The 26206-nt window shown below is 51.4% G+C and carries 11 protein-coding genes; 6 read left to right on the top strand and 5 right to left on the bottom strand.

Annotation, left to right across the window (positions count from 1 at the left end; all coding sequences use genetic code 11):
• Nucleotides 1-164: 164 nt before the first annotated feature.
• The 5 genes from infC to ACO6V1_RS03035 all read right to left on the bottom strand — a co-directional run bounded on the left by infC (nucleotide 165) and on the right by ACO6V1_RS03035 (nucleotide 9984).
• On the bottom strand, nucleotides 165-707 hold the full coding sequence (gene infC, locus ACO6V1_RS03055) for a translation initiation factor IF-3 (protein WP_101744900.1): 543 nt from the start codon (nucleotides 705-707) through the stop codon (nucleotides 165-167).
• Between the two features lie 121 nt (nucleotides 708-828).
• Nucleotides 829-2751: a threonine--tRNA ligase gene (thrS, locus tag ACO6V1_RS03050; RefSeq protein WP_422465754.1), complete on the bottom strand. Its 1923-nt coding sequence runs from the start codon at nucleotides 2749-2751 to the stop codon at nucleotides 829-831.
• A 255-nt stretch (nucleotides 2752-3006) separates the two neighbouring features.
• Nucleotides 3007-6420 carry a hypothetical protein gene (locus tag ACO6V1_RS03045; RefSeq protein WP_422465752.1) on the bottom strand — a complete coding sequence of 1138 codons (3414 nt, stop codon included), beginning with the start codon at nucleotides 6418-6420 and terminating at the stop codon, nucleotides 3007-3009.
• Nucleotides 6421-6553: 133 nt separating this feature from the next.
• Complete coding sequence (locus ACO6V1_RS03040) at nucleotides 6554-7891, bottom strand: HlyD family type I secretion periplasmic adaptor subunit (RefSeq protein WP_422465750.1); 1338 nt, start codon at nucleotides 7889-7891, stop codon at nucleotides 6554-6556.
• Nucleotides 7888-9984, bottom strand: a complete 2097-nt coding sequence (locus tag ACO6V1_RS03035) for a type I secretion system permease/ATPase (protein WP_422465748.1) — start codon at nucleotides 9982-9984, stop codon at nucleotides 7888-7890. The genes ACO6V1_RS03040 and ACO6V1_RS03035 overlap by 4 nt, the downstream gene beginning before the upstream one ends.
• A gap of 235 nt (nucleotides 9985-10219) precedes the next feature.
• Between ACO6V1_RS03035 and ACO6V1_RS03030 the strand changes: the two genes are divergently transcribed.
• The 6 genes from ACO6V1_RS03030 (at nucleotide 10220) to ACO6V1_RS03005 (ending at nucleotide 26148) form a co-directional block, all read left to right on the top strand.
• Nucleotides 10220-11569 carry a TolC family outer membrane protein gene (locus ACO6V1_RS03030; protein ID WP_422465746.1) on the top strand — a complete coding sequence of 450 codons (1350 nt, stop codon included), beginning with the start codon at nucleotides 10220-10222 and terminating at the stop codon, nucleotides 11567-11569.
• Nucleotides 11566-22296 (top strand): Ig-like domain-containing protein, encoded by a 10731-nt coding sequence (locus ACO6V1_RS03025; RefSeq protein WP_422465744.1) that lies wholly within the window; start codon nucleotides 11566-11568, stop codon nucleotides 22294-22296. The genes ACO6V1_RS03030 and ACO6V1_RS03025 overlap by 4 nt, the downstream gene beginning before the upstream one ends.
• 179 nt (nucleotides 22297-22475) lie before the next feature.
• Nucleotides 22476-23597 carry a tRNA 2-selenouridine(34) synthase MnmH gene (mnmH, locus tag ACO6V1_RS03020; protein WP_422450497.1) on the top strand — a complete coding sequence of 374 codons (1122 nt, stop codon included), beginning with the start codon at nucleotides 22476-22478 and terminating at the stop codon, nucleotides 23595-23597.
• A 277-nt stretch (nucleotides 23598-23874) separates the two neighbouring features.
• Nucleotides 23875-25032, top strand: a complete 1158-nt coding sequence (locus tag ACO6V1_RS03015; protein WP_422465743.1) for a MalY/PatB family protein — start codon at nucleotides 23875-23877, stop codon at nucleotides 25030-25032.
• Nucleotides 25033-25162: 130 nt separating this feature from the next.
• Nucleotides 25163-25912, top strand: a complete 750-nt coding sequence (gene tsaA, locus ACO6V1_RS03010; RefSeq protein WP_422465741.1) for a tRNA (N6-threonylcarbamoyladenosine(37)-N6)-methyltransferase TrmO — start codon at nucleotides 25163-25165, stop codon at nucleotides 25910-25912.
• Entirely contained in the window at nucleotides 25912-26148 is a 237-nt protein-coding gene (locus ACO6V1_RS03005; RefSeq protein ID WP_422465739.1) for a YheU family protein, read from the top strand. The genes tsaA and ACO6V1_RS03005 overlap by 1 nt, the downstream gene beginning before the upstream one ends.
• Nucleotides 26149-26206: the final 58 nt, after the last annotated feature.

The raw sequence follows: 26206 nt of genomic DNA, 5'->3' as shown, positions 1-26206 counted from the left end.
GAAAAACACTCCGCATTCGCGACCACTGATCTGCGAAACCAGCGTCGGGACAATTAAAAATACTGCCGCCAAAAGCCGAAGCCATCAACCGGCACGAAGCACTAAAAAAAACGGCCAGACCCGATACCCTCAACGGACACCAAACCCAAACGCCGTTTTTTTAATTACTTCTTCTTTTTAGGGGCAATCACCATGATCAGTTGACGGCCTTCCATTTTCGGATGCTGTTCAACGGTTCCGATTTCTTCCAGGTCTTTTTCAACCCGTTTCATCAGTTCCATGCCCAGCTCCTGGTGAGCCATCTCACGACCACGAAAACGAAGGGAGACCTTCGCCTTGTTGCCCTCAGTAAGGAAACGTATCAGGTTGCGCAGTTTTACCTGATAATCCCCTTCTTCGGTACCCGGGCGAAACTTGATTTCTTTCACCTGGATCAAAGTCTGCTTTTTCTTGGCCGCCGCCTTCTGCTTTTTCGATTCGTACTGGTGCTTACCATAATCCAGGATCTTACAGACCGGTGGCTCACTGGTCGCATTGATCTCAACCAGATCCAGCCCCGCTTCCACAGCCATGCTTAACGCATCTTGTATATCAACTACACCGACCTGTTCTCCGTCGGCCCCAATGAGGCGGACCTCTTTTGCACGGATATTTTCATTAATCGGAGCCTTTACTGGGCGACGATCACGGAAGCTGTTGCGTCTGATGGTTGTATCTCCTGTGTAAGCAACATAGTAAGTCCCGCAAAGCCTCTTGGACTAAAGAGTTGCCAGACCATCAGGCAACCCGGGACAGTTTTCTCGAAGTGCATCGGAAAGCGGCACAGCCTCAGGCAGTGCGACCACGCTTGAGGACATCTGCCTGCAGGCGTTCCTGGAACGCTTCGATGGACATTACGCCCAGATCCTCACCGGTGCGGGTACGGACCGCCACGGTATTGTCTTCCATTTCCTTATCACCGATCACCAGCAGATAAGGAACCTTCATTAAAGTATGCTCGCGGATTTTAAAGCCGATTTTCTCGTTTCTCAAGTCCGCTTTTGCCCTGATGCCCTGTTCCGAGAGGTTTTTTTCCAATTTTCTGGCGTAATCGGCCTGACGATCAGTGATATTGAGGATAGCAGCCTGCATGGGAGCCAACCAAACCGGCATGGCACCTTCATAATGCTCGATCAGAATACCGATAAAGCGCTCGAAGGATCCCAGGGTTGCGCGGTGCAGCATAACCGGCGTCTTGCGCTCTCCGTGTTCGTCCACATATTCCGCACCCAGTCGACCCGGCATGGAGAAATCCACCTGAATGGTGCCACATTGCCACACCCGGCCAATACAGTCTTTCAGGGAAAATTCGATCTTCGGTCCGTAGAAAGCACCTTCACCGGGCAGTTCATCCCATGGCAGCTGCTGGGCATCCAGGGCTTCAGCCAGGGCTTTTTCGGCTTTATCCCAGATTTCGTCGGAACCTACGCGCTTTTCAGGGCGGGTAGACAGCTTGTAAATCAGGTTTTCACGGGCAAAACCGAAGTCGTCGTAAACACTGTGCAGGAAGTCGATGAACTCACAGACTTCTGACTGAATCTGGTCTTCCGTGGCAAAAATATGGGCATCGTCCTGGACAAAGCCACGCACCCGCATCAGGCCGTGCAGGGAACCGGAAGGTTCGTTACGGTGGCAGGAACCAAATTCAGCCAGTCGCAGCGGCAGGTCACGGTAGCTCTTCAGGCCCTGGTTAAAGACCTGCACGTGGCAGGGACAGTTCATGGGCTTAATGGCCATGTCCTTGTTTTCAGAGCTGGTGGTAAACATGCCATCGGCGTATTTATCCCAGTGACCGGACTTCTCCCACAGGCTGCGGTCCACCAGCTGGGGGGTTTTGATCTCTTCATAACCGGCCAGGCGCTGTTTGTTGCGCATGTACTGTTCCAGTTCCTGGTAGATCACCCAGCCGTTAGGGTGCCAGAACACCATTCCCGGCGCTTCTTCCTGCATGTGGAACAGGTCGAGCTTCTTGGCCAGTTTGCGGTGGTCGCGTTTTTCCGCTTCTTCCAGACGGTGCAGGTAGGCCTTCAGGGCTTTCTTGTCTTCCCAGGCAGTACCGTAGACGCGGGTCAGCATTTCATTATTGGAATCACCGCGCCAGTAGGCACCGGCCACCCGCATCAGTTTGAACGCTTTCAACTTACCGGTGGAAGGCACGTGTGGGCCACGGCAGAGGTCCATCCACTCACCCTGGCGGTAGACAGAGATCTCTTCGCTGGTGGGCAGGTCGTTGATAATCTCAACCTTGTACTCTTCGCCCATGGCTTTAAAGGCGCTGATGGCTTCTTCACGGCTCATCACCACACGCTCGATAGAGAGATCCTGTTTGGCCAGCTCTTCCATGCGTTTTTCAATTTTGGACAAATCATCCATATTGAAAGCGCGCTCGTAGGAGAAGTCGTAGTAGAAGCCGTTTTCAATCACTGGCCCAATGGTCACCTGGGCACCAGGAAACAGGTCCTGCACGGCCATAGCCAGCAGGTGCGCGGTAGAGTGACGAATAACATCCACACCCTCTTGGTCACGGGTGGTAATGATGGATAAATCAGAATCTTCGGCAATTTTGGCGCTGGCATCCACCAGTTCACCATTGACGCGGCCGGCGAGGGTCGCCTTGGCCAGCCCCGGACCGATGTCCTGGGCGACTTCCATTACGGATACTGCTTCAGCAAACTCACGTTTGCTGCCATCGGGAAGCGTAATAACAGGCATGAAGGAGTCCTTACATTGTAATCACTATACAGTGGCAACCGGTACCGGAGGCTGCTTGTTCTATTGCTCGTACCAACCCATACGCAGGGCTGAGAGCCAAAAACCAGTGGCAATCCATACCAGGGATTGCATGAATTTTCTCAACGTTCATCAGGAACTGTTGGTTGATAAAACCGGGGGAGAAAATTGCAGGTCTAACGCTATATCATCGTAGTGAATACACGAATATGTCAATAAAAGATCTTCAAAACGCATTTACACTTCAGAAGACTTTATTCTCAACTGACCGATACGTTCTAATAAGTTGCCCCATTTCGTCAAATCCGTTTCATTAACATCAAATTGTGCTGCTTCCCTGCTCAGGCGCTCACGCAGCTGAGTATAAACGCTCTTCTGATAAGTGATGGCTGCTTCTGTGCTGGCACTGGACCCGGAGCGAGGACCATAAAAGCCGAGTTTCTTCATAAGTTCAGAGCGGGCAGTCATGACCCTGGCAACCACCCTTCTGATGGAGAGCAAGTCATCCTGCTGATCAAAAAGGCTATTCAGATCACTCTCCATAATATGCAAGATAAAATCCCCCGTATCCCGCAACTGCAAGACAGAGCAATCATTCATCAACTCTACCGCCTTTTCATACATCTCCACAGTCGACCTGAGTGCCTTAAGTAATGAATTCATCTCATCTTGTGATGGCAAGCTCATGGCTAATGATAAAAGTGACGCTTCTTTTGGTATTTTATATTCGTTTTCTGACAGCCAGTTTTTTGCATCGCCAGATTTTTTCACCACGTCATCGGGAATATGTTGTGCAATAAGATCCAGTAGATGTTTAACCGGAGTGACTTTTGCTGTGACCGTGACCACCCGGGCAAGCAACTCGTGATACGGTTCCAGCAAAGCATTGCCACAGTCTGCCCATACACAGGCCCGATCAATCTTATCTTTACAGGCTTTCAGTGCAGACGCCCTGCTGGCTTCAGCCTCAGCAAGCTGGCCATCTTTATACAGCGATACGGCAACGGCCAATGCCTGTTCCCATGGACTGAGTTCCAACTTGATAGCATCGACTGCCGTCTCCCTGATGGGCGCGGTCACCAGACAATAACGCTGTTTCTCATTTTGCTCCTCATTTTGTTCCTCTGCTTGCTCAATGTCCCGGCCAGGCTTTTCTGGCGGATGGCTCTCTTTTTGCTGCATTCTCATCCGCGCTTCAAGTTGCTTGCTGCGTATATCCTCCTGCGCCTTACGTTTAGCAAGGACTAACTCACGACATGCCTTCTTGAATGCCAGCTCATCGTCGCCCAATATTTTCTCAGCGGAACGAACAGCCATGGCGATGCGGTCTTGCTTCCCGGGTGCCGGTGAGAACCACGATAGGCTCCGGCTATCTTCACCTTTTTTCTGGAGTGCATGTAATCCATCCCTCAAATCCATCACTGCCCGGGCAACTGTGAGACGGTTTACCCGCAAAGCCCCCGGAAAATCCATCAATTGGTGCAAATAACCAAAGGTTTCCTGTATCTGTATTGCCAGGTTATTAACTTCCTGCCAATTCAAGCCTGGCAGGGGCAAATCAAGTGGTAGTCGGTGAAGCGAGCTAATAATTGATGCAGAAATATCGTAGCAGCCATGATGATTAGAGGCAGACATAATGGTGGCAAGAGTACTGACTAACCGCTGCTGAAGGGTTACCGGAAGGGCTATTTTTTCCAATTCAACTGAGGTCAATACCACCAGACAAGTCTGCGGCAACAACTTCAGGATCGGTGAACCGTTACCCGCCTCATAGTGCGCAATGATTCTGCTGTCATGCTCAATCATGTCTGTTAATTTGAACAGAAGTGCACTCATTTGATTTTTTTCTTTGGGCATATAGACCAGATATTTAAGCATTAATGCCGCAATAATCGCCCTGACTTCATTTTGGCTCGCCACAGAACACTCACTCTGTTTCAGGGAGTCACCTAATTCATGAACTATCTTTTCAATAATGCCAGCCAGCCCTTCATAGCTGTAGTTAAAGCCCTCTTCAGGTTGTTTGACGTAGTAGCATTGGGCTCTGCCAAGGAAAGGACTGCGCCTGAAAGGGTGGCGCACTAATTCAGCGCTTTTCTCAGTACTGATAAGGTTGTTTAACCCGCTAATCACCCCATCAGGTATAGACAACTTCTCCAACCGTGCCCTCTGTTCGTCAGCGACAACGTTAGTGACTTTGGTTAAAGCCTGAATCGCTGCGGCAAATCCATAACGATCACTTCCTCTGGCACGCAGCCCCTTTGCACTGCCTTTTTTCCGGGCATTTTTTGTTCGTTCAGGCGCATTAACTCCCCGTCGTTGCCTTCTTCCCCTGCTTTTGCTGTCACCGTTGCTTTCATTATTTGCTTCAGACTGTTCAACTTTCGAGCCCTGGTGTGCAATTCCGGTTCCCGCCGATTCAAAGGATGACAGTATGTCTGCAATCAGGGAAAAGCCAAGGTCCTGAATGGCATCGGTATCTTTTATTAGACTGCTACCGTTGTTCAACACCAAATGTGCAGGACCTGATCGAAGTGCGACAGGTGTTACGGTTTCACCTGTAGAAGACGGTGCCAGATTACCAGTCTGATCTTCAACGACTCCCTGTTCACCGGGCTGCATTACCGATGTTATAGTCGACGCCTCAAGATCAACTGGTACGTTTATCTCAAATGGTTGTGAAAAAGACTCTGTTGGAACATGCGGAGTACCAGGACAGTATTCGAGTTGCCAGGCAGTTGCTACTGGTGAATAAACAGGTTGAGCCATACTGGCTGTGCAATAGTCATAAAAAACCGCTGGATGCAGATAAACCGGCTGTTGTGAGTAGATCCATTGCTGAATTTCAGGACAAAGGCACCACGCTTCCTCATCGGTTATTGCCTGGGTTTGGAATTCGGTCTCAATAATATTGTACGCATAGGGATTATTAACCAAACCAGCAAACTGTTGATTCAGCCATACGCCCCAGGCTTCAGTGGATATTCTGAGTGTTACAGGCTTTCCCTCAGAGGGTTGATAGGTGTAATCTCCAATATTCAGGTTTACGGGGGCGTCAAGCGTTAATAACCTGATTGAAAAGAACTCTTCGCCATTGAACAGATAATGAAACTTCTCTTCCTGAAGCATCCCTGCGCCAGAAAAAGAAGAAACACGAGCGTCTTCGTTTTTCTCTTTATGCAAAAAGCGCCCCATTAACCTGGTTAAATCCTTGCATTGCCCGGGGCTTACTACGACATCCATCTGCCAGCTACTGAGAAAGTCTTCCCCCCTGAGAGCTGGCACCGGAGCTACTGAAGCCTGCATTTCTGAAACCATGGGCTGGCGAAACGCCCTGACAAATACGCCCGTTACTGCCGGCAAACCGGATATATCTTTACTGACAATGGATAAAAAACCGATAGCCTGATTAATCAGCGCTGCGCGTAAGTTGCCAATGTCATGATCAGGGGGAGTAATAACACTCTGAATTTTATCAGCAGGCGTTAAAGCCTTAACCTGCCTGTCATGCAGAGTTCCGGAATCATCCATTGCACCCGAATTACTGGCACCACCCACGATATTGACGCCCAATGTCTCATGAGTATCTTCCGGCAGGGTTTGTGGGCCAGCAGAGTAGCTGTCAACGGGGTGATTATTAGAGGGTTCCATCCGATTACACCTCCTGAATCATGAACTGATTACAGTTTGAGTCCCATAAGGCGGGTTTAGTTCCTTTTTGTATCTGAAGATAAAAAAATCAGTAAAACTAACGTTCTTGTTAGTGACTGAACTGATCTCTGTTCTATATTCCAAAACTTCTCAGCAAAGGCCTTATAAAATACTCAAGCACACTTTTGTTCCCCGTCACAATATCGGTTACCCCTGTCATGCCAGGAATCAACAGCAAGGAGCTATTATCACCCGACAGCACTATTCGAACCCGGTAATACGGCAGCCCTTTTTCATCCTCCAGCGTGTCAACACTGATCGTATCCACAGTTCCTTTCAAACTTCCGAATGTGGCAAATTCATAAGCCGTTAACTTAATCAGAGCCATTTGCCCTGACTGCAGGAAGGCAATATCCGCCGGTTGAATGCGGGCTTCAAAAATAAGAGGGTCTTCTGCCGGTACAATCTCAACGACAGTGCTTCCTGGTTGAATAACACTGCCTTCTGTATGTACCTTTACCGTTTTGACTAACCCATCCACTGGTGCATACAACGCCGCCTTGCGAACCCGATCTTCCAGGCCTGCCTGCCCCTCCAGTAGTTTGCCGGAACGATCCCGTGTATCCTGCAGCTCTTTTTGTAAGTCTGCCCGGTAACGAATCACCAGATCATTACGACGCCCGATGGCCTCCTCCAATGCAGACTCAAGACGAGCAACCGTCAACCGGGCATTGGTCAGATCCCCCTGAAGTTCATTTGCCCTTCGCTCAAGGTTAATAATCTCTACGCGGGTAATAACGCCATCATCCGTGAGCGGTTTCTTCAGTAATAACTCCTCATTGGCAAGCTGCAAGCTTCTGGTCAGCGTTTTTACTTTTTCCTTTAGCTCATTCAGTTCATGCTGTTTCTGAATCACTTGCTGGTCGAGAATAGTAACCTGACTGTTCAGTGCCGCCATTCGTTCATTCATCAGTGCTTTTTGTTGCAGTGCCTGTTCAGGAAAATGTTTTTGAAAGTGTTCCGGGAAGTTGATGTCACGTTGTTCATCAGACCATAAACCACTTAGCATCCCAGCCAGTGCCGCTAATTCTGATTCCAGCCTGGCCACAGAGCCCTGCAGGCTTTCCAGCTCAGATTCATTCACCCGAAAGGAAGATTGATAGCGCGTTTCATCAATCTGCAAGAGCAAATCCCCGGCATGAACAAACTCACCTTCCCTGACATGGACAGATTTCAGGGTGCCACCATCCAGACTCTGAACCTCCTGAACTCGACTGGAAGGAATAACTCGCCCATAGCCTGTGACGGTCTCATCCATCATAGCCAGACAACTCCAGGCAATTAATGAAGCAACAAAAAAAACCATCACCCAGATAAACCAGCGTGAAGTGACAGTAATGTCCATCAGCTGAGCCTGCTGCCGGTTACTGGCGGTTAACCGCAACCATTCCGACCATGATTTTGCTTTCATGCCTGAGGTTCTCTGATTTGAACAGGCTGATCAGATACCAGTTTGCCGCCGTCCAACATAATGACACGATCAACAACAGACAACAGGCTGCTTCTATGGGTGATGATAATCAGAGTTACATTTTTCGTTAAGCCCTTGAGTGTCTTCTGAACCCGGGCATCCATCAGGCTATCCATATGAGCAGAAGGCTCATCAAGAATCAGGATATCCGGTTTGGACAGCATGGCACGGGCCAATGCAACGGCTCGCCGTTGACCACCAGAGAGTTGTCGTCCACCTTCGCCCACGGGGTATTCCAGGGCAGCCAAAGAGTCGCCGGTGAAGAGTGTCACACCGCAGCCTCTCGCGGTGGTCAGCAGATCTTCCCCGGAGAAACTGGAAGCCCCCATTGTGATGTTATCCATCACTGAACCATGAAATATCCAGGGATCCTGGGCCAGAAAGCCTATTTTCGCCCTCAGGGTTGCCGGATGAATATCCCCCTGGGCAATACTGTCCAGAAATACCTGTCCATGGTCGGGTTGATAGAGTGCCGCCAGAATACGGGCAAGCGTTGATTTGCCCGAGCCAGAGCGCCCTACTACAGCCACTTTCTCACCACTGTTGATGGACACGGATACATTAGAAAGCGCAGGAATAACACTGTCAGGGTAAGAAAACGACAACTGTTTTAACTTGAGATTCCCATGAAATTTTTTAACCCGGCGATGGGCCATTTGCGTACTCTGCTCGTCAGGTGCTCGCATCAACTGGTTTATCACCATAAAAGCACTGCGAGCCTGGTAATATCGTGTACCCAACAGGGCCAGTTGCATAAAAGGCGTTATCGCCCTGCCAGAAAGCATCATAACGGCTATCAATGCGCCCATATTCATTGTGCCAGAGCTGATGAAGATCACGCCGAAATAAACAATTGCAACTGTTGCCAATTGCTGCAGCCAGGTTGCCAGCGCAGTAACATTGCCGGTCATTGCCCGGGTTTTAAGCCCCCAGGTTGCCATATGCCCGGTTGCCTGCTCCCAGCGTTGCTGAAAACGACTCTGTGCACCGGCAAGCCGCAAGCTTTCAAGGCCGTTAATACTTTCCACAAGATCCCCATGCTTTCGTGCCGAAAGTCGTTCACTCTCTTCGATACTCTGACGGAGCCGGGGTTGAACTGCTGCACTGACAAACGACATAACAACAATAACCAGCAGGGGAATCCACACCAGCTGACCACCCATAAGCCCGACAACCAACAGAAACAGGATGGCAAATGGTAAGTCGACCATGGCTGTTAGCGTAGTGGAGGTGATAAACTCCCGAATAGCCTCAAAGTCCTGAATTTGCCGTGCAAATGAGCCTGTGGCCGCAGGAATAAACGACATTCGGATTCCCATAATTTTGGCAAACAGCTGACTGGATATCAGCAGGTCGGATTTTTTCGCAGCTATATCAATAAACCGGGTGCGCAGCTGTCGGCAGATCAATTCGAAAGAGATAACAACCACCACACCGATGGTCAGTGTATTCAGCGTGGTCAGTGCCATACCGGGAATCACCCGGTCATAGATCAGACGAACAAAGAGTGGCACCGCAAGGGCAAAAACATTGATCAGCAGAGACGCTAACAACACTTCCCGATAAATACGACGACATTCCAGTAACGAACCCCAGAACCAGTGATCTCGCCAGTCCGGTGGATAGTCCGGATCACGATCATCCTCAAACCTGGCGCGACTGAAAAAAACAATGCGGTTGTCAATACTCTGGAGAAAGTCGTCAGGATGCAGACGCTCAGCGGTCATCCCAAGTTTCGGTTGACGGAACTCAACATACTCTTTGGTAATCTGCACCACAACGATGGGTGACTGTGCCAACCAGACAATACAGGGAAGGCACGAAGGTGGACAGTTTTCTTCCAGTGATCCATGGGATACCAGCGACCTGGTAAACAACGTAAGCCCTGCATTCACGGCAGCCCGCTCCAGATATTCTTCTGGAAACTTATCTGGTTGAACGGGCAACCCCGTCAGTACACTTTCTGCAATGACCCTGATCCCATGAAACCTGGCAATCCAGATCAAGCTGGTCAGTAAAGGGCTTTGCGCCATTGCAACTCCATCCAGAGACAGGTTCAGCATTATGCAAAACAGAGCCTAGGGTAGAAATGCCTCCCCCGCCATTCTCAGCCAGGCACAACAAAAAATCATCTATTCTTACTCAGAGTTTTTATCCTTGGTTCTTGTCAGTTGTTAATTGTCAGGTAGCTCACCTTGTTTGCCTGAACCTCACTGCCCCCGATACGGGAAAGATCATCCCCGGAACATTTTCAACATGGTTATGAGTATGAAGCGTCCTGCCGGTATTCATCATCTTCGCTTCTGGCTGCCTGTGCTGATGGTTGCTGCTAACATCCCGTCAGCAAGTGGGCAAAGTTTGGCAGAAGCCGTCTCTACTGCACTGATGACGAGCCCGGAGCTGCATCTGGCCATGCAAAAAGTGCAGACCCGCGTTCATGAGCAAAGCATTGCCAAATCAGGATTCCTGCCAACATTGCATGTACAGGGAGGCTCCGGCTATGAATGGACCTCCAACCCGGCAACCCGTGCCGGTGGGCCTGACAGTGATGACCGACTTCATAGGTATGAGTCTTCCATTGCGCTTCGCCAGGTGCTTTTTGCCGGTTTTTCCACAATACACGACAGTAATAGATCTGAAGCCAGCACACGCTCTGCACAGTACCGACTGATAACCACCGCTTCCGAGATGGCACTCAAAGTCACTCAGACCTATCTGACTGTGATCATGATGGAAAGGGCATTGGCCATGTCCGAGCAAAACCTGAAGATTCACCAGGATATCTACTACAACATTTTCAAACGTTCTGAGTCCGGTGTGCAGAGCACTGCAGACCTCAGTCTTGTCAGTGGCCGACTGGCGAGGGCTCAGTCCAATACCATTGCTGCTGACAACAATTTGCAGGATGCCCGTTGCCAGTTTGCCCGGCTGGTGGGAGTCCCAACCAGCACTCTTCACGAACCTGTGCCTGATTTTGAACGACTGCCAGATACTATGAAGCAGGCAGTACTACTGGCTGGCAAAAACTATCCATTACTCAAATCAGCGCTTCAGGACAATAACGCTGCAGAGAGTGAGTACATGGCCAGCAAGGGACGCTTCTACCCGGAAATCTCCTTTGAGGCAACCCGGTCATGGCACTACAACACGAATGGCGTGATCGGGCGTGATGATGATTACAGCCTGATGTTCCATGCCCGCTACAACCTGTTTAATGGTGGTGCTGATTCCGGGCGTATCAAGGCATCCCTCAGCCGCTGGAATGAAGCGAAAGATATATACCACCAGGCATTGCTGGATACCCAGCAAGAAGCCCGTCTCGCATGGGAAGCCCATACTCAGCTGAACAGACAAATTCCGCAATTACAGAAACACGTCGCCTACAGCCAGGATATGGTATCTGCCTACCGGAGACAATTTGCTTTTGGAGAACGGTCGTTACTGGATGTATTGAACGCAGAGAATGAAAGCCTTGAAGCAGAACTGGCATGGAACCGGGCATGGGCTGCACAGCTCGATGCCTTCTACCGGCTGCTTCATATTACCGGCCGACTGCTTGAGTCGCTGAAACTGACGCTTCCGCCGGACTGGGCTCCTGGTAATGGTGCCACACCATGAATAAACTCGTTTTGCTGCGTAATGATGGCAGGATCATTAGCGTTGTCGGCCATGCCTGGAAGCTGTTGTCAGGCCAACGTCGTCAGTTGCTGGCAGAAGGAGAACCGCTGACTGCTGGCGAGCTGATTGAGCTTGAAGGCAACGCAGATATCCTGATTCATCCTATAGCAGCCGGTGCTTTATCCGTCAGTGAGCTAAACAACGCCAATGATTATCTGTTGTCAGACACGCCATCAATCACGTTGGCTGGCGATAACAGAAGGGACGCAAACGAAAAGACCGCTGATGAAGGACTGATGACTCCCACCATCATTCCCCTGTATACGCCGACAATCACACCCTATGCAGGCATTGGAACGGGGCCGGATCATCTGCCGGAGATCACGGAAACGTTGCATGAGGGCGACAGTGACCAGACCACTATGGATAGCCTGGCACTGATTACCATTGATACACCAATCACCCCGGATAATATCGTCAACGACCGGGAGTCCCGGGCGCTGACCATCGCTGGCCGGGTGGTGAATGTCGAACCCCTGCGCCCGGTTACCTTGACCCTGACGGATAAGGTCGGCCATCAATTGCAGCTGAAAACAACGGTGAACAGCCATGGCAGCAGCTGGCAAATTGAAGCACCGGATCTTACCGGGAGCGGGTTATTCAATGGCCCTATTACCATAACAGCAGAAACCAGCGATCTGGCTGGTAATATTGCCAGAGACAGCACGACGTTTCTGCTGGATACCGTCACCGAAATCACCCTTGAGCTAGCTCCTCAGAGTGACTCCTGTTACGGCAAGGCAGCCGATACGCACGACAATCCCACCAGTGAAAACACACCGGTGATGACCGGCACCGGTGAAGTCAACGGTACGATAACACTGTTCGCTGATGGCCAGCCACTGAAGAGTGGCATTCCGGTTGCCAGTAACGAAACCTGGTCTGCACAAATTACCCATCCATTGTCTGATGGTTCCCATACAGTGACAGCGCAAATTACCGATATGGCCGGTAATACCGCCACTGCTGAGTTGCTACTGTCCATTGATACCGAAGCAGGTATCTGGATCAACGATATCGACACCTACGGCATCTATTCCTTTAATACACCCATAACCGGTGAGACCACAGGTATTGACAATGGACAGCCGGTTACTGTTTTTTTTGGCCCCGGCTTATTTCAAAACAGGGTAACGACCGAAGTCCCGAGCAAGGTTCCGGTAGAGGATAACCACTGGAGCCATCCCCCTTTTATGGAGCCTATTACCGGAGGAAGCAATTACCAGGTTCTGGCATCCGTTGCAGACTGTACCTGCACCATCGCCACCGATCATCTGATGCCCCTCGGTAACCCTTCGGACATCAACATTCAGGAAAGCGTTGATCTGGGAGCTAGCAAGGACATAGATCCCATTTCAGCCAGCGGCACAGTACTCTCTATCGAGCCCGGTTACCTTACCGATCTACCCGACAATATCAGCATTATTGACAACGGCTCCAGCTTTCCGGTCAGCTGGCAGATCACCGGCCACAAAACGTTGACTGCCGTCTACCATGATGGGACATCAACCCAGACAGCCCTCACGTTTACCCTGCCGGACTCAGGCACAGGCCTGGCCACTTTACAGGTTGACCGTCCCTTTTTTCATCCGGGAGACAGAGACGAACTCAGCTTTACCCTGCCGTATCAGAAAAGCCTTTACTCTCCAGCCAATCAAAAAACCCACTACTCCAAAGCGGGATTTGTCGTCACCATCACGGATGATGTGCCAACCCTGGTGGATCATACGCCAGTTCTTGTACAGGAAGGGACTACGGCGCGGTGGAGAGAGAATAACGGCAAATTATTTACCCCTGTCCAAGCCGGTAGCGATGGCGGCTTACTGAGCGCCATTAACGGCACTCCGCTTACCAGTAGCCATAAACTCAGCGATGACATAGCAGACTTTTACCCATTCCCCGGTCAATACGGCACCCTGTATGTCCATCCCGATGGGGCCTGGAAATATACTGCTGCCCCTGACCAGGTTCATACCACCGACAATACACTGACTGAGACGTTTACCTTTACCGTTACCGATTCGGATGGGGACAGCGACAGTGCCACCATCTGCTTTACGGTTCTGGATGGCACAGCACTGAGCTTTTCAAACGACACGGTCAGTACCATGCCCATCGACCAGGAGTGTGACCAGCCCGGCCCCATTCCGGATTACGGGCAAATTACCGTTCTGAAAGGTTCCGACCCCCTGCCACCGGACCAGTTGCAGTTTGATATTAATGGGACCGCAGAGCAGCTGAACAACCCCCAGGCCAGTCGGTTGCCCAAAAGCGATGGAGAAAGTCTGGATCTTGATAACCTGTATCCCGGACCGGGAAACCAGAGTCTGGTGCTATCGACCCTGTCCGGCAAACCTGTGCTCAGCATTCATCTGGCCAATATCACCACCGATAACTCAGGCAACCTGTCTGCCCACCTGGTGGTACAACAGCTGGCCAACCTGGATCCCACCGCACCTGAGCCTGCGATGATTCCCGTGGTACTTACTGCCAGCGACCATGACCTCAACACCATCACTCATAACATAACGCTGGCGGTGATGGATGGTGGCGTTACCCTGGCCGATGATTATATTGAGGTTACTGAAGGTCAAACGGTGACCGGCAATCTGCTGGGCAATGATGTTCATTGCCTTGACGCTCTGACCGTCACCAAGGTCTCCCTTGACCGGTTTTATCTGGATGAAAACACCATAACAGAAACCTGGCAGGTGTTTGATTTTCAAACCGACACCCGTATTGAAACCCGTTACGGCACACTCACCGTACAGCCGGATGGCCATTACACCTGCACGGCCCGGGACTCTCTGTATCATCCTGGCCAGCAACCCTTGTCTCAGGAGTTTACCTACACCGTCACCGACAGTAGTGGTGACAGGGCTCAGGCAGCTGTTTTTGTCACCATTAAAGATGGTGCAGCCGCCAAGGGAAATGAGCAGGCCAACCTGACCTTTACCGAAAACAACCTGGCCACTCCTCCCCATTATCCAGAGTATTACGCTGGCCCCATTGCCACCCTGAGTGGCGATGGCTCTGATGCCATCGCCCCCGGGAGTCTGAGATTCACTGCGGATCCTGATAACCTGAACGGTATCCTGACCTCACTGGGTGCTACGGTCAGCTTCACATCAGCTGGTAACCAGCTTCGGGGCAGTGTTATCGAGAATGGCCAGAGCATGGATATTCTTACTCTGTCACTGTCAGCTATTAACAATAACGGCAAAGATCTGAATGTCCGGGTTATTGGTGAGCTGGATCGCCCCCTGGATCACCTGGCCGGTACCGTGGGCAATAATTCAGTGATGGTGGATGACCAACGGATCATCCTTACCCTGCCCTTTACCTTTGACGATATTGACGGCACACCGGCAGTTACAGAGAGTACGGTTACGGCGACCTTTGTTGACGGTGTATTCCCGGTATTAAGCAATCCCTCAAAGATCAACATCGATGAAGTAAACCTGCCGGTTACCGCCACCGGGACGATTAAAGCCACCCCGAAATCCGACCATATCGTGCCAGAGAGCTGGCAATTTTCAACCAGCCAGCCCGGACTGGATGGACTGTTCGCCAGCAACCAGCCACTGAACTGGAGCGTTCAGGGGCCAACCCTTTCCCTGCACTGGCCTGCCCAGCCGGAATCCCCGGTACTCACCGTGACGCTGGATGATCCCCCCCTCCCCGCACTGTCGGCCACACTGCACTACACGGTAAAGCTCTCCCATCCCATGAATCAGGATAAGGGCCGCTGGCCTTTATCCATCGCGGTGGCCATTACGGATTCAGACGGTGATACCACGGAAAAACGGATTCCGGTTCAGATCAATGATATCAGTAACAATCTTGAACTGAAGCTGGCGATAAGTGACCTGGAAATGACCGAGCCCCTGTATCAAAAGACATCGGTCAGCGAACGGGTCGACGTCGACATTCGTGCCGATACCGACGCCGTGACCAAAGTCTGGTTTCTGCCCCCTGTCGTCGACAGCAGCGGCTTTGCCCTTGATGACCGGGGCAACCGGTTGACAGCCGATGGCCTCCCCATCAAATACTTCGCCCAATCCACCGCCATCCGCTACCCTGCAACCTGGGAAGCCTGGTCCATTCAGGATGGCAAACAAAAGGATCATATTTTCAGTCTGACCACGATACAGAATGATGGATCGGTGATTTATGTACCCTCAGGCACCTCAGTAACCGCCACCATTGGCATCACCTGGTATCACCACCTTGATCACCTGACGCCGACCGGCCTGAATACCCCGTCGCTGCCCGTCAGCTACACCCTGCAAGCTATAGATGCCGATGGTTCTAAAACCAGTGACGTCCTGACCCTGTCACTGCGGGACGGTGAATACCCAACTCCCGGCAAGATCACCCAGCCACCGGCGACCACGGATATTAACAAAGGCAACGATACTTCCGTGACCGGCACCCTCAACTATACCCCGGGTTCCGACCGTCCCGTCCCCGTGTTTGATCGATCCACCATTGAGCAGGAGGTGGCCGGGTTAAGCTCCGATGGTAATCCACTGACCGGTATTGCCGTGTCTGGTCCGGACCACTCAGTACTGACCATCAGCCGGGACAATGACCATCTGCCGGTTTTCCGGTTTTCCGTGAGTGATCCACAACCGACCTCTGCCACCCTGCAATTTGAACAGCTGGACAACCTTGATCACCCAATGTCGTCTTTCAGCCAGAACGAGTCGATCACCCTGACCATACCGGTATTGATGAGTGACAGTGACAACAGCCTGAACACCACACCCACGAATTTTCTCTATACCGTGATGGATACCGTACCGGTGGCCAACGGCGACTATTACCGGAGAAATAACCAGCCCATTGGGGCAGAAGGCCAGACCTTCAAAGGCAACCTGCTTAACAACGACACTCTGAATGCCGATGCCGATAATGCCAGTCTCACCGCCATCAGCTACCAGAATATGGTCCATCCAGTCAGCCCAACCGGCACAACTGCCATTACCACGGATGCAGGCATACTGACCGTCCGGAGCGATGGCGAATGGCAACTCCCTGCCAATCCTCATTTTGATCACAGTGCGGGACAGAACTTCACTCTGAAGATGGTTAACTCCATTATGGATGGCGATGGTGATCACAGCAGGGCACCTTTCCAGATCACTATTGCTGACCAGCCTGCAACGTTCACCAGCGTTATCACTACCGAAGGCCCTGAAGACACGAACACCCCTGTCACCCTCTCCTTTTCCATTGATCTTGGTGACCCGGACCGGGAGGAAACCCTGACCAGCCTGTCGTTCAGCACCAGCGATCTTCAGGGAGGCATGCTGACCTGGAATGGCAATCCCCTCAGCGCCACCGGAGACACCGTACAGATCCCCGTTGCCGCCATGAGCCGGAGCATGGTCTCCGGCAGCGTCATCCTGAGCGCTGACAATCTTGGCTATCTGCCCCCAGCCGATGCGTCGGACTTTACCCTCCACAACCACCAGGTCACGCTCAACCTGAATGCCACCATCAGCAACAATCCGGGGCCGGTTCAAAGCCTGAGTACTCCGTTGGTTATTCATATTAAAGGCATAGCTGATCCCCCCATCTGGCCCAAACCGATACCCGTGGTCACCGGCGAAGAGAATCAATACATTCCCCTTGGCAACAGCATAAAAGCCGGGCTTATGGATAAGGATGGATCAGAAGCCCTCTCATACGCGATAACGCAATTACCAGGTAGCATGAAACTGTTGTGTCATGGACGGGAAATTAATGCCGGGACCACGCTTACGACAGAGCAGTTTGGGCAGCTGATTGTTCAGTCTGATGAACATTGGAGTGGCAGACTGGAAATAAAGGTGGATGCCATCGCAACCGAACAAGGTTATTTTGCGGTTGAAACCGCACGATCACCGGCAACAATCACTGTCAATGTTCAACCTGTGGCAGACCCTCCCACACTGGTGGTTATGCCTGCGGGTGCGGACCCTGACACCGTTAAGATAACGGGAAATGAAGATGAGCGCATTGCCATTGGCAGCCACATCAAGGCAGCCCTGGTGGATACGGACGGGTCTGAAAGCCTCTTCCTGACAGTCACACCATTGGTTAAGCCCGGAGAAGCTACAGGCCGTCTGTGGATTCAGCAGGGAAGCGCCTGGACAGAAATAAAACACGGCCCAACGAATCATTTTGAAGTCACTGGTCCGGATATTGACCATCTCTATTATCAACCGGGAAAAGATCGAAGTTCGGCAAACTTTGACGATGTTCGTTTGCAGATAAACGCCATCAGTCGTGAGTCTACTCAGGATGGGCTCACACCGGTGGCTGGCAAAGAAGAAGCCATATCACCGGACCGGTTTATGCAAATAAGCATCAAAGGGGTTCCAGATTCGCCGGAAGTGACCCCGAATGATACCTGGACCGTGAATCCGTATAAAGCCAATGAGTTGACAGGCCGTGGCCAAGAAGACCAAAGACTTCCACTGACGTTTGATCTTCACTCATCGGATGTTGATGGCTCCGAAAGCCTGAACTCAGTCGCTACGCTGGAAGACAGCCGGTTTCGTCTGGAAGATAACCATGGGCGACAGCCGCCCATCGCTTATATCGTTAATGGCAAACCGTTTTTCCAAATAACGCCAGCTGATCTTAGCTCCGGCAAATACCGGTTGAAACCACCCCCGGACTATGCTGGTGAGGCACTGGTACCCATGAAGGTTCTGGTGACAGAACTGGACGGAGCCCATGCCATTTTTGACTACCAGCTGCGAGCTATCTTTGCCCCGGTGGTGGATACCCGGGATCAAGCCATCGCCCCCATCCGGGGTAAAGAAGTTGAACTGGACAGAGCCGGTAAATTTCTTTCGGGTGGAGCACCACTGGCCCTTACCGGGTTCACCCCGGGCGACCGTGATGGCAGCGAAGCCATTAGCGATATCACCGGATTCAATTTGCCCGATGGTTTCCAACTGATGGTAAAAGGCACATTGCTGGCCAACCAGTGCGGGTCCCTGGTTGATCACCTGGGCGGTCTGGATGCACTGAAAAAGATGCTTGCTGCAGGCGATATCCGCATTGTACCGATCCATTCAGATGGAACGATTGATCATGATTACCCAACTCCCACCCGTCAGAGCACCGACTTCAGCTTTACCGTGGAAATCTCGGATCAGCAAAATGGTTTAACGGCGAAAAAAGAGGTAACCGTCAGTGGGCATATTGACTGGCAGGGCGAAGTTGATGGTGAACAGCCTCCAGCCACACCGTTCAACCCTGATGAAAACACCAAAGTCGTTCATGATAACCCCGGGCCTTTTACAGGAAATGATGTTCCATTGAGGGCATTACAACTTGTTGCCACCGATAAAGATGGCAGTGAGCGGATAAAAGACGACAAGCGACCTCAATATGAAATCGAGGTTTATGACCCTGCCGGAAACAAGATGACAGGAGGCTGGCATCTGCAAACCTCTGGAGGACAGGATCTGATCTTTGATAACGATAAATGGCTGATTCAAAGTGGTGAACTTGATGGTGTCTCGGTCCATTTTACCGAGAAGGGCACGTACTTTATCCATACGAAAGTCATTGTTGAAGACGTTGGGGATGAGGAAGCGCGCTATGCCCGGATGCAGGTCATTGTCAAAGAGGAAGCGCTCCATGACCGGGTGCAGGTCATTGTCGAAGGGAATACCGGAGACCCGGGTCAACCGATACCTCCGGAGAACCTGTTTGTCTGCTCAGAACCGGTAGCGGGTAAAGAGGATTACTACGTCACCATTCCAGACCATTGCATCAACCTCGACCAGACTCACACCTCTGCAAAGGAAGAAGCCACATTCCGTATAACGGTGGCGGATCTTCACGGGTGGAGCCTTAAAGGTTTCACAACGGTGTGCTGGAATAACGATGGTGAGGTCACCGAGTACATCACCAGGCCGGAAGACGTCGGAAACCTTCAATTTCACCCACCCAGGGACTTTTCCGGAGAGGACAGTATCGACTATCACATATTGAAGAGAAATACTGATTCCGACCAGACCAGCAAAACGGACTTCAAGATCCCATTCAAGGTTCTGCCGGTGGTGGGAAACTCACAGGATGAACCACCGGAAGATTCGGTATCTGACTTGAAAGCCTGGACAGAACCGGCAGCGGAGGCCGATGAGTGGAAGGATACGGATCACCCCGAACCCATGCACCTGCAGTTAAGAACCACCGATATTGATGGTTCGGAAACCATCGAAAAAGTTGTCTTTAAACCACCGGACCATATCGTTATCCATGGTGATGGGCTGCAACCGGACAACTCAGTAGCTCGACAAATATCCGAAACAGAAACGCAGTTTAAGCAGCGGATAGCAAGCTTCACCTTCACTCCCGGACCGGGACTGCCGGCGGGAACCTACACCATGCCGATTGCTGTAGAAGTACTGGATACTGCTCCGGGAACCGGAGATACCGACAGCAAAGTATTTAGCAGAGTGATTGAGCTGATGGTCAAACCGGTCAATCACTGTGCCACCCTTACTGCACCCAATCAGGAAGGCCATGAAGACTCAGATATCCCTATTAAAGGGCTGATTGCTGCCCTGAACGATAATGATGGCTCTGAAGTCATCTCTGTTGTGCTCTCTGGCCTGCCTGATGGCAAGGTGGTCAAGGACAGTTTCGGCAACCCCCTGCCCTTTAACGGGAGCGGGAAGTGGCAGATTCCAGCACACTTAATGGATAACAACGGCCATGTACAGCCACTGTTCCTGAGGCCGGTGAAAGACTTCAGCGGTGTCGTGCAACTGACCCTGAAAAGTCACAGCCACGAACAGAGCCTGAGTACGGTTTGCAGTGACGAGCAGGCATTTCAGATTACGGTACAACCTGTGGGTGACCCCATCACACTGGATCACATTCCCGGGGCAATGACGGGGGATGAAAACACTCCCATCGTCTTTCGTCTGAATGCCAAAACCACAGACAGCCATTCAGACAAACATGACCATCCGGAAGAACTTCAGGCCACATTGACGATTTTACCGGGCAGCACCCCCACGCTGATGCCTCCTGAGCCAGAGGCCATCAAACCCAGCCTTACCATTGCTGGCCAAACGACAGCCGTATTCTCAGCCAATGGCTCAGGCGGTTATACCGCAACCATCGCAACAGCGGATGCCACATTACCCGTGCTGGAATTTAATCCGGGCGATGGTCATGGAACACTGCAGATGTCGTTAGCCGTCCGGTCTGTTGATAAAACCGATGGACTGACAACGGCCTATGGCCCTGAAGTCGTGATGGGCAGCACTATTACCATTGCGCCAAAGTCCGATAAGCCCTCACTGCAGATTGATCGCAAAAGCATCATTACCACCGTAGAAACACCAGCGCCTGTTTTTATCCGGGCTTCAGTGATCAATCCGGCTGCGACGGTCAGCAATCTGGTCGGCACTGAGCTCTATACCCTTGTTCAGGGACTGCCAGGCAGTGCATCGCTGGTTAACCATGCCGGAACACCAACCGGCACGCCTTCCTCCAGCCCAGCAGGTATTGCACTGGTCAGCAGTGCGCTGCCAAACCTGTACCTTAAAGATCATCAAACCGGAAGTTATACCCTGAATGTTGAGGCCATCTCCGATGTTGGTGATGGGAATAACCAGAGCAGTGATGTCATTGCCCTGAACATTGTGGTGGTTGAAAAAAGTAAAGACATCAGCGGCACCCCAAACAGCGATATTATCATTTCCGATGGCACAACGCCGAAGATCTCCGCTGGTAATGGAGATGATCTCATTGCCGGGGGTAACGGTGGAAACCAGATACTTCCCGGGTCAGGAAACAATACAGTTTGGGGGGGAGCGTACTCAGGCTCAGGCGATGGTCGCCGTGATACGTTCCTCTTTGAGGCTGGCGATACAGGCACAACCGCTATCCGGGACTTCGAGCCCGGCGTGGACGTTATTGATTTGAGCCAGCTGCTGAACCTTGACGAGGTGTGGTCCGGTAGTGATCTGGCGAACCAGGTCACCATTGATGAAATGGATGGGAAAGCGCGGATCACTGCACTATCCGAGGTGATTACCCTGGATACCATACCGCTGGAAACGCTGTTGCCAGGGGGAAACACCATGGATACTGCAGAACGTTTAAGCTCGCTGGTTGAACAGGGTCACCTGATTGTCTCCCATCAGTTTGGTCACCAGGGAAAAGATACCCTGTATGCACCACCAGCCGCTGAATTAAAGGGCGATGGCATTGTAAATGCCGGTGCCGGAGATGATCACCTGTATGCCAACAATGAGGGCAGCAAACTGAGAGGCGGGTCTGGCAACGATATTCTGGAGCTGAGCCGAACCAGCCATGCAATAGACAGGCTCTACTGGCGGAAAGAAGACGCTGGCAGTGAAGCTGCACCCGCTTATGACCGGGTATTCAACTTTCACAGTGCAGAAGATGTTATCGATATCTCAGGCTTCCTGCCTGCAGAAGCCAGCGCCCAGCCTTATGATTACATGGCGCTGAACACCAACGGCAGCAGCACCAACCTGAACCTTGCCAGTACCAGCGCCCACCACTGGACCAATACCATTGAGCTTGCAAATGTCGACTGGTTACAGGGCAGCAGTTCGGAAGATGCGCTGAAATACCAGCTGGAACAAGGTTACCTGATCACCGGGTTTCCTATCTAGCTTTCGCTCAAGCGCTGTGGTGACGTTCCAGTAGGGGCTAATAACAGTGTCGAGTAATCTATGATTATCGTAGGTTTTTAGTAACGGTAGTTACGGTTACTCCTGCACCTGTTCACACTTGCCAAATCACTGCTACGGATACGAAACTATGCAGTTTTGATCAGCCACAGCAGCCCTCAATGACGACATCCGCAAATCAAGAAAGAGCCAACACTGAAGACTTCCTGTCTATTTTTCTTCAGGACATTCCGTTGATGGATGTTCGTGCCCCGGTGGAGTTCGCCAAGGGCAGCTTCCCTTTGGCGATCAATATCCCCATTCTGGATGACCACCAACGGGAACTGATTGGTACCTGTTATAAAGAAGAAGGACCTGAGGCGGCTGTTAACCTGGGCTACAGACTGGCTACTGATGATATTCGGGCTCAGCGACTCGAAGCCTGGCAATCACTTATCAGGCAACAGCCAAAAGGGTACCTGTTCTGCTTTCGTGGTGGACAACGCTCCCATATTACCCAGCAGTGGCTGAAGGAATCTGGCTACCCTTATCCACTAATCAAAGGTGGCTATAAAGCCCTGAGACGTTTTCTGATCGATGAACTGGAACGCTCCATTGATGAAATTCCATTCATTATCCTCAGTGGCAAAACCGGTACCGGCAAAACCTGGCTGATTCAACAACTGCCTTACAGCATTGACCTGGAAGGCCTCGCCAACCACAGAGGCTCCAGCTTTGGCCGCCGATACGGTGGACAGCCGGGCCAGATCGATTTCGAAAATCGCCTGTCCATCGCGCTGCTGAAGCACCGTCACAGGCACCCCGGAATGCCGGTACTGCTGGAAGATGAAAGTAAACTGATTGGCCGCTGCAGCCTGCCCCAGACGATGCGGGACAAAATGCAGCAATCCCCGTTAATTTTGCTTGAAGAGACCCTGGAAGAGCGGGTCAGGATTGGTCTTAAGGAGTATGTGACCGACAATCTTGCCGAGTTTATTGCCGCTTATGGTGATCCACAGGGTTTTGAGCAATTTGTCGAAGGCCTCTCTGGTAGCCTTTACCGTATTCGCCGCCGACTGGGTGGAGAACGCTATCAGCAGTTAACCAATATTCTGGAAAACGCCATCGCGCAACATAGATCGGGCGGGGGAATAGCAGGCTACAGCCCTCTGATCAGTGATCTGCTCAGCAATTATTACGACCCCATGTACGACTATCAGCTGGAGCAGAAGGAGGGTAAAGTGATCTTTCGGGGAGATCGTGAGGCTATTGAAAGTTACTACAACACATCATTGATAAACTGATTCGGGCCATCATTGGCAGCTGCAAGGCCCTGTTGATTAAAGGGCCTTGTCTGAAATTGCCCTATCAAGAATTACCGGTCGAGCATTCTGGAAATCCCGGCAAAGTCATTGATAACAATATCATCCTGACTCTACTATGTTATTTTTTATATGACTAAGCAGTAGACAAAAGTTTTAGGCGTTTGTTCCAAATTTTATTCCAAAAGCCAATTAAAAAACTGAATATTGATAAGATACCCAGAAAATAAACACTGGAAAACAAACACTGGATAGCGCAATGAACATCGATTTCGACAAAGTGGTGGATCGAACCAACACCTCCAGCCTTAAATGGGAGCGCTTCAGCCCTGACGTTCTCCCCATGTGGGTAGCGGATATGGATTTCCAGTCAGCGCCTGAAATCATCGAAGCACTGCACCAGCGCATCGACCATGGGGTTTTTGGTTACACCGAGCCAGACAGCGAACTGGAACAACTTGTCGTTGAGCGCTGCCGCCATCTCTACCACTGGGATATTGAGCCAGAATGGATTGTCTGGATGCCGGGCCTGGTTTCTGCCCTGAATGTCTGTGTTCGTGCTTATGCCAACCAAAGCGAAGGCGTCATTTCCCCCGTTCCTGTCTACTATCCCTTTCTTATGGCACCCAAACTGGCCGGACGTGAGTTAATCGGTGTGGAATGGGTTAAACAAAACGGCCAATGGGTGCTCGATCTCCACAGCCTGGAGCAGAAAATCACCCCGAGCTGCAAACTACTGATGCTCTGCAACCCGCAAAACCCGAACGGTCGGGTATTTACCCGGGCAGAACTGGAGAAGCTTGAGCAACTCTGTAAAAAACATGGCCTTGTGGTCTGCTCCGATGAAGTGCATTGCGACCTGATTCTTGATCGCCGTGCGGAACATATTCCCTATGCGGCCATCAGCGAATTTGCCCGAGACAATTCAGTCACCCTGATGTCACCGTCGAAAACCTTCAATCTGGCCGGCTTTGGCTGTGCATTCGCGATTATTCCCAATCATCAGTTACGTCATCAGTTCAACCAGGTTCGCACCGGTATTGTGCCGTCAGTGGACAGTGCCCTGATTGGCTACACTGCTGCGAAAGCGGCCTATCGTCATGGTGAACCCTGGCGTCAGTCATTGCTGGATTACCTCCGTGGTAACCACGACTACCTGCTGGAAGCCATCAATAACATTCCCGGCCTTGCCATGGAACCACTGCAGGCCACCTATCTGGCCTGGATTGATGTCAGCGGACTGGGGCTGGAAGATCCTCACCAGTTCTTTGCAAAGGCCGGTGTTGGCCTGTCCCCCGGAAAGCAATTTGGCGATGAAAACTACCTGAGGCTGAACTTTGGTTGCAGCCGTTCTGTTCTGGAAGAAGGCGTGGCACGAATAGCCAGGGCCGTTGCACAAATGCAGTCAATGGTTTAAAGACTTTCACCACAGAGACACAAAGAAATGATTTATTCTCGAACTCTGTGCCTCTGTGGTCACAAAACCTAATTGCTTATAACAGCACCTGCGGCCATTATATCCAGCCCAACAACTTGTCAGACTCACCGTGAAAGAGACCAACCACTCATTTCAGTTTGCACAGATAGGTGTTATCCACTCCTGCTACCGCCAGAAATTTGGAATCCCCCGTCAGCCCGGCATTGTCACCGCCGCTGAAGCCACACTGGAGCTTTTTCCCCCGTACAACCAGGAAAACCTGGTACGAGGTCTGGATGGGTTTTCACATATCTGGGTACATTTTATCTTCCACAAAACCATGGATGAGGGCTGGCGTCCAACCATTCGCCCACCAAGACTGGGAGGTCGACAGCGCATGGGGGTATTTGCTACCCGTTCCACACACCGGCCAAACCCTATGGGTATGTCCGTGGTTGAACTGCGCGGCATTGAGTCCGGCAATGGCAAGCTGACCTTGAAGCTGGGGGCGGTGGACCTTCTTGATGGTACTCCCGTTATCGATATCAAACCTTACCTGCCCTATGCCGACGCACTGCCTGATGCCAAGGGTGGCTTTGCGCCCCTGCCAATGGCGATGGCAGAAGTGAAGTTCACCGATCAGGCCATGCACCAATGCCTGCGTTATCAACAGCGAACCGGCAGGCAGCTGATTCTGCTGATCGAACAGGTACTTGGCCAGGACCCGAGACCCGCCTACCTGAGGGAATCCTCCGGACGACGCCATGGCACCGCACTATGGGACCTGAATGTGGTCTGGGAGTACACCAACCAGCACTTTCTGGTTAAAGAGCTGGAACCTCTGAAGCTTGACGTGAAAACAGTGGAAGGTAATAGGTAATGATTATTCCCTATGACATGATTGAGCCCGAGACGCTTAACAGTCTGATCGAAGAGTTTGTCAGCCGTGAAGGGACGGATAATGGCTATGACGACGCGCTTGCAAAGCGAGTAGCGCAGGTATTATCCCGCTTGAAATCCGGCGACATGGTGATCGTATTTGACCAGGAAAGCCAGACACCGAATATTCTGCACAAGGACGTTGCCAGGCAAATCCTGAGTGAGCAGGACGTGTGATCATCCTTTTTCCATAAGGCTGTCCAGGAAAATAGAACCACTTTTCTGGACAGATCCC

The sequence above is a fragment of the Endozoicomonas sp. ALC013 genome (assembly GCF_049310205.1).
Taxonomy (GTDB): Bacteria; Pseudomonadota; Gammaproteobacteria; order Pseudomonadales; family Endozoicomonadaceae; genus Endozoicomonas.
This window is presented reverse-complemented; position numbering and strand designations above follow the sequence as displayed.

What these genes read in the sequence shown, in the direction of transcription:
- ACO6V1_RS03005 (WP_422465739.1), top strand. Translation starts at nt 25,912, where the DNA reads ATGATTATTCCCTATGACATGATTGAGCCCGAGACGCTTAACAGTCTG.
- ACO6V1_RS03045 (WP_422465752.1), bottom strand. Translation starts at nt 6,420, where the DNA reads ATGGAACCCTCTAATAATCACCCCGTTGACAGCTACTCTGCTGGCCCA.
- ACO6V1_RS03015 (WP_422465743.1), top strand. Translation starts at nt 23,875, where the DNA reads ATGAACATCGATTTCGACAAAGTGGTGGATCGAACCAACACCTCCAGC.
- ACO6V1_RS03040 (WP_422465750.1), bottom strand. Translation starts at nt 7,891, where the DNA reads ATGAAAGCAAAATCATGGTCGGAATGGTTGCGGTTAACCGCCAGTAAC.
- thrS (WP_422465754.1), bottom strand. Translation starts at nt 2,751, where the DNA reads ATGCCTGTTATTACGCTTCCCGATGGCAGCAAACGTGAGTTTGCTGAA.
- ACO6V1_RS03030 (WP_422465746.1), top strand. Translation starts at nt 10,220, where the DNA reads ATGAAGCGTCCTGCCGGTATTCATCATCTTCGCTTCTGGCTGCCTGTG.
- ACO6V1_RS03025 (WP_422465744.1), top strand. Translation starts at nt 11,566, where the DNA reads ATGAATAAACTCGTTTTGCTGCGTAATGATGGCAGGATCATTAGCGTT.
- mnmH (WP_422450497.1), top strand. Translation starts at nt 22,476, where the DNA reads ATGACGACATCCGCAAATCAAGAAAGAGCCAACACTGAAGACTTCCTG.
- ACO6V1_RS03035 (WP_422465748.1), bottom strand. Translation starts at nt 9,984, where the DNA reads ATGGCGCAAAGCCCTTTACTGACCAGCTTGATCTGGATTGCCAGGTTT.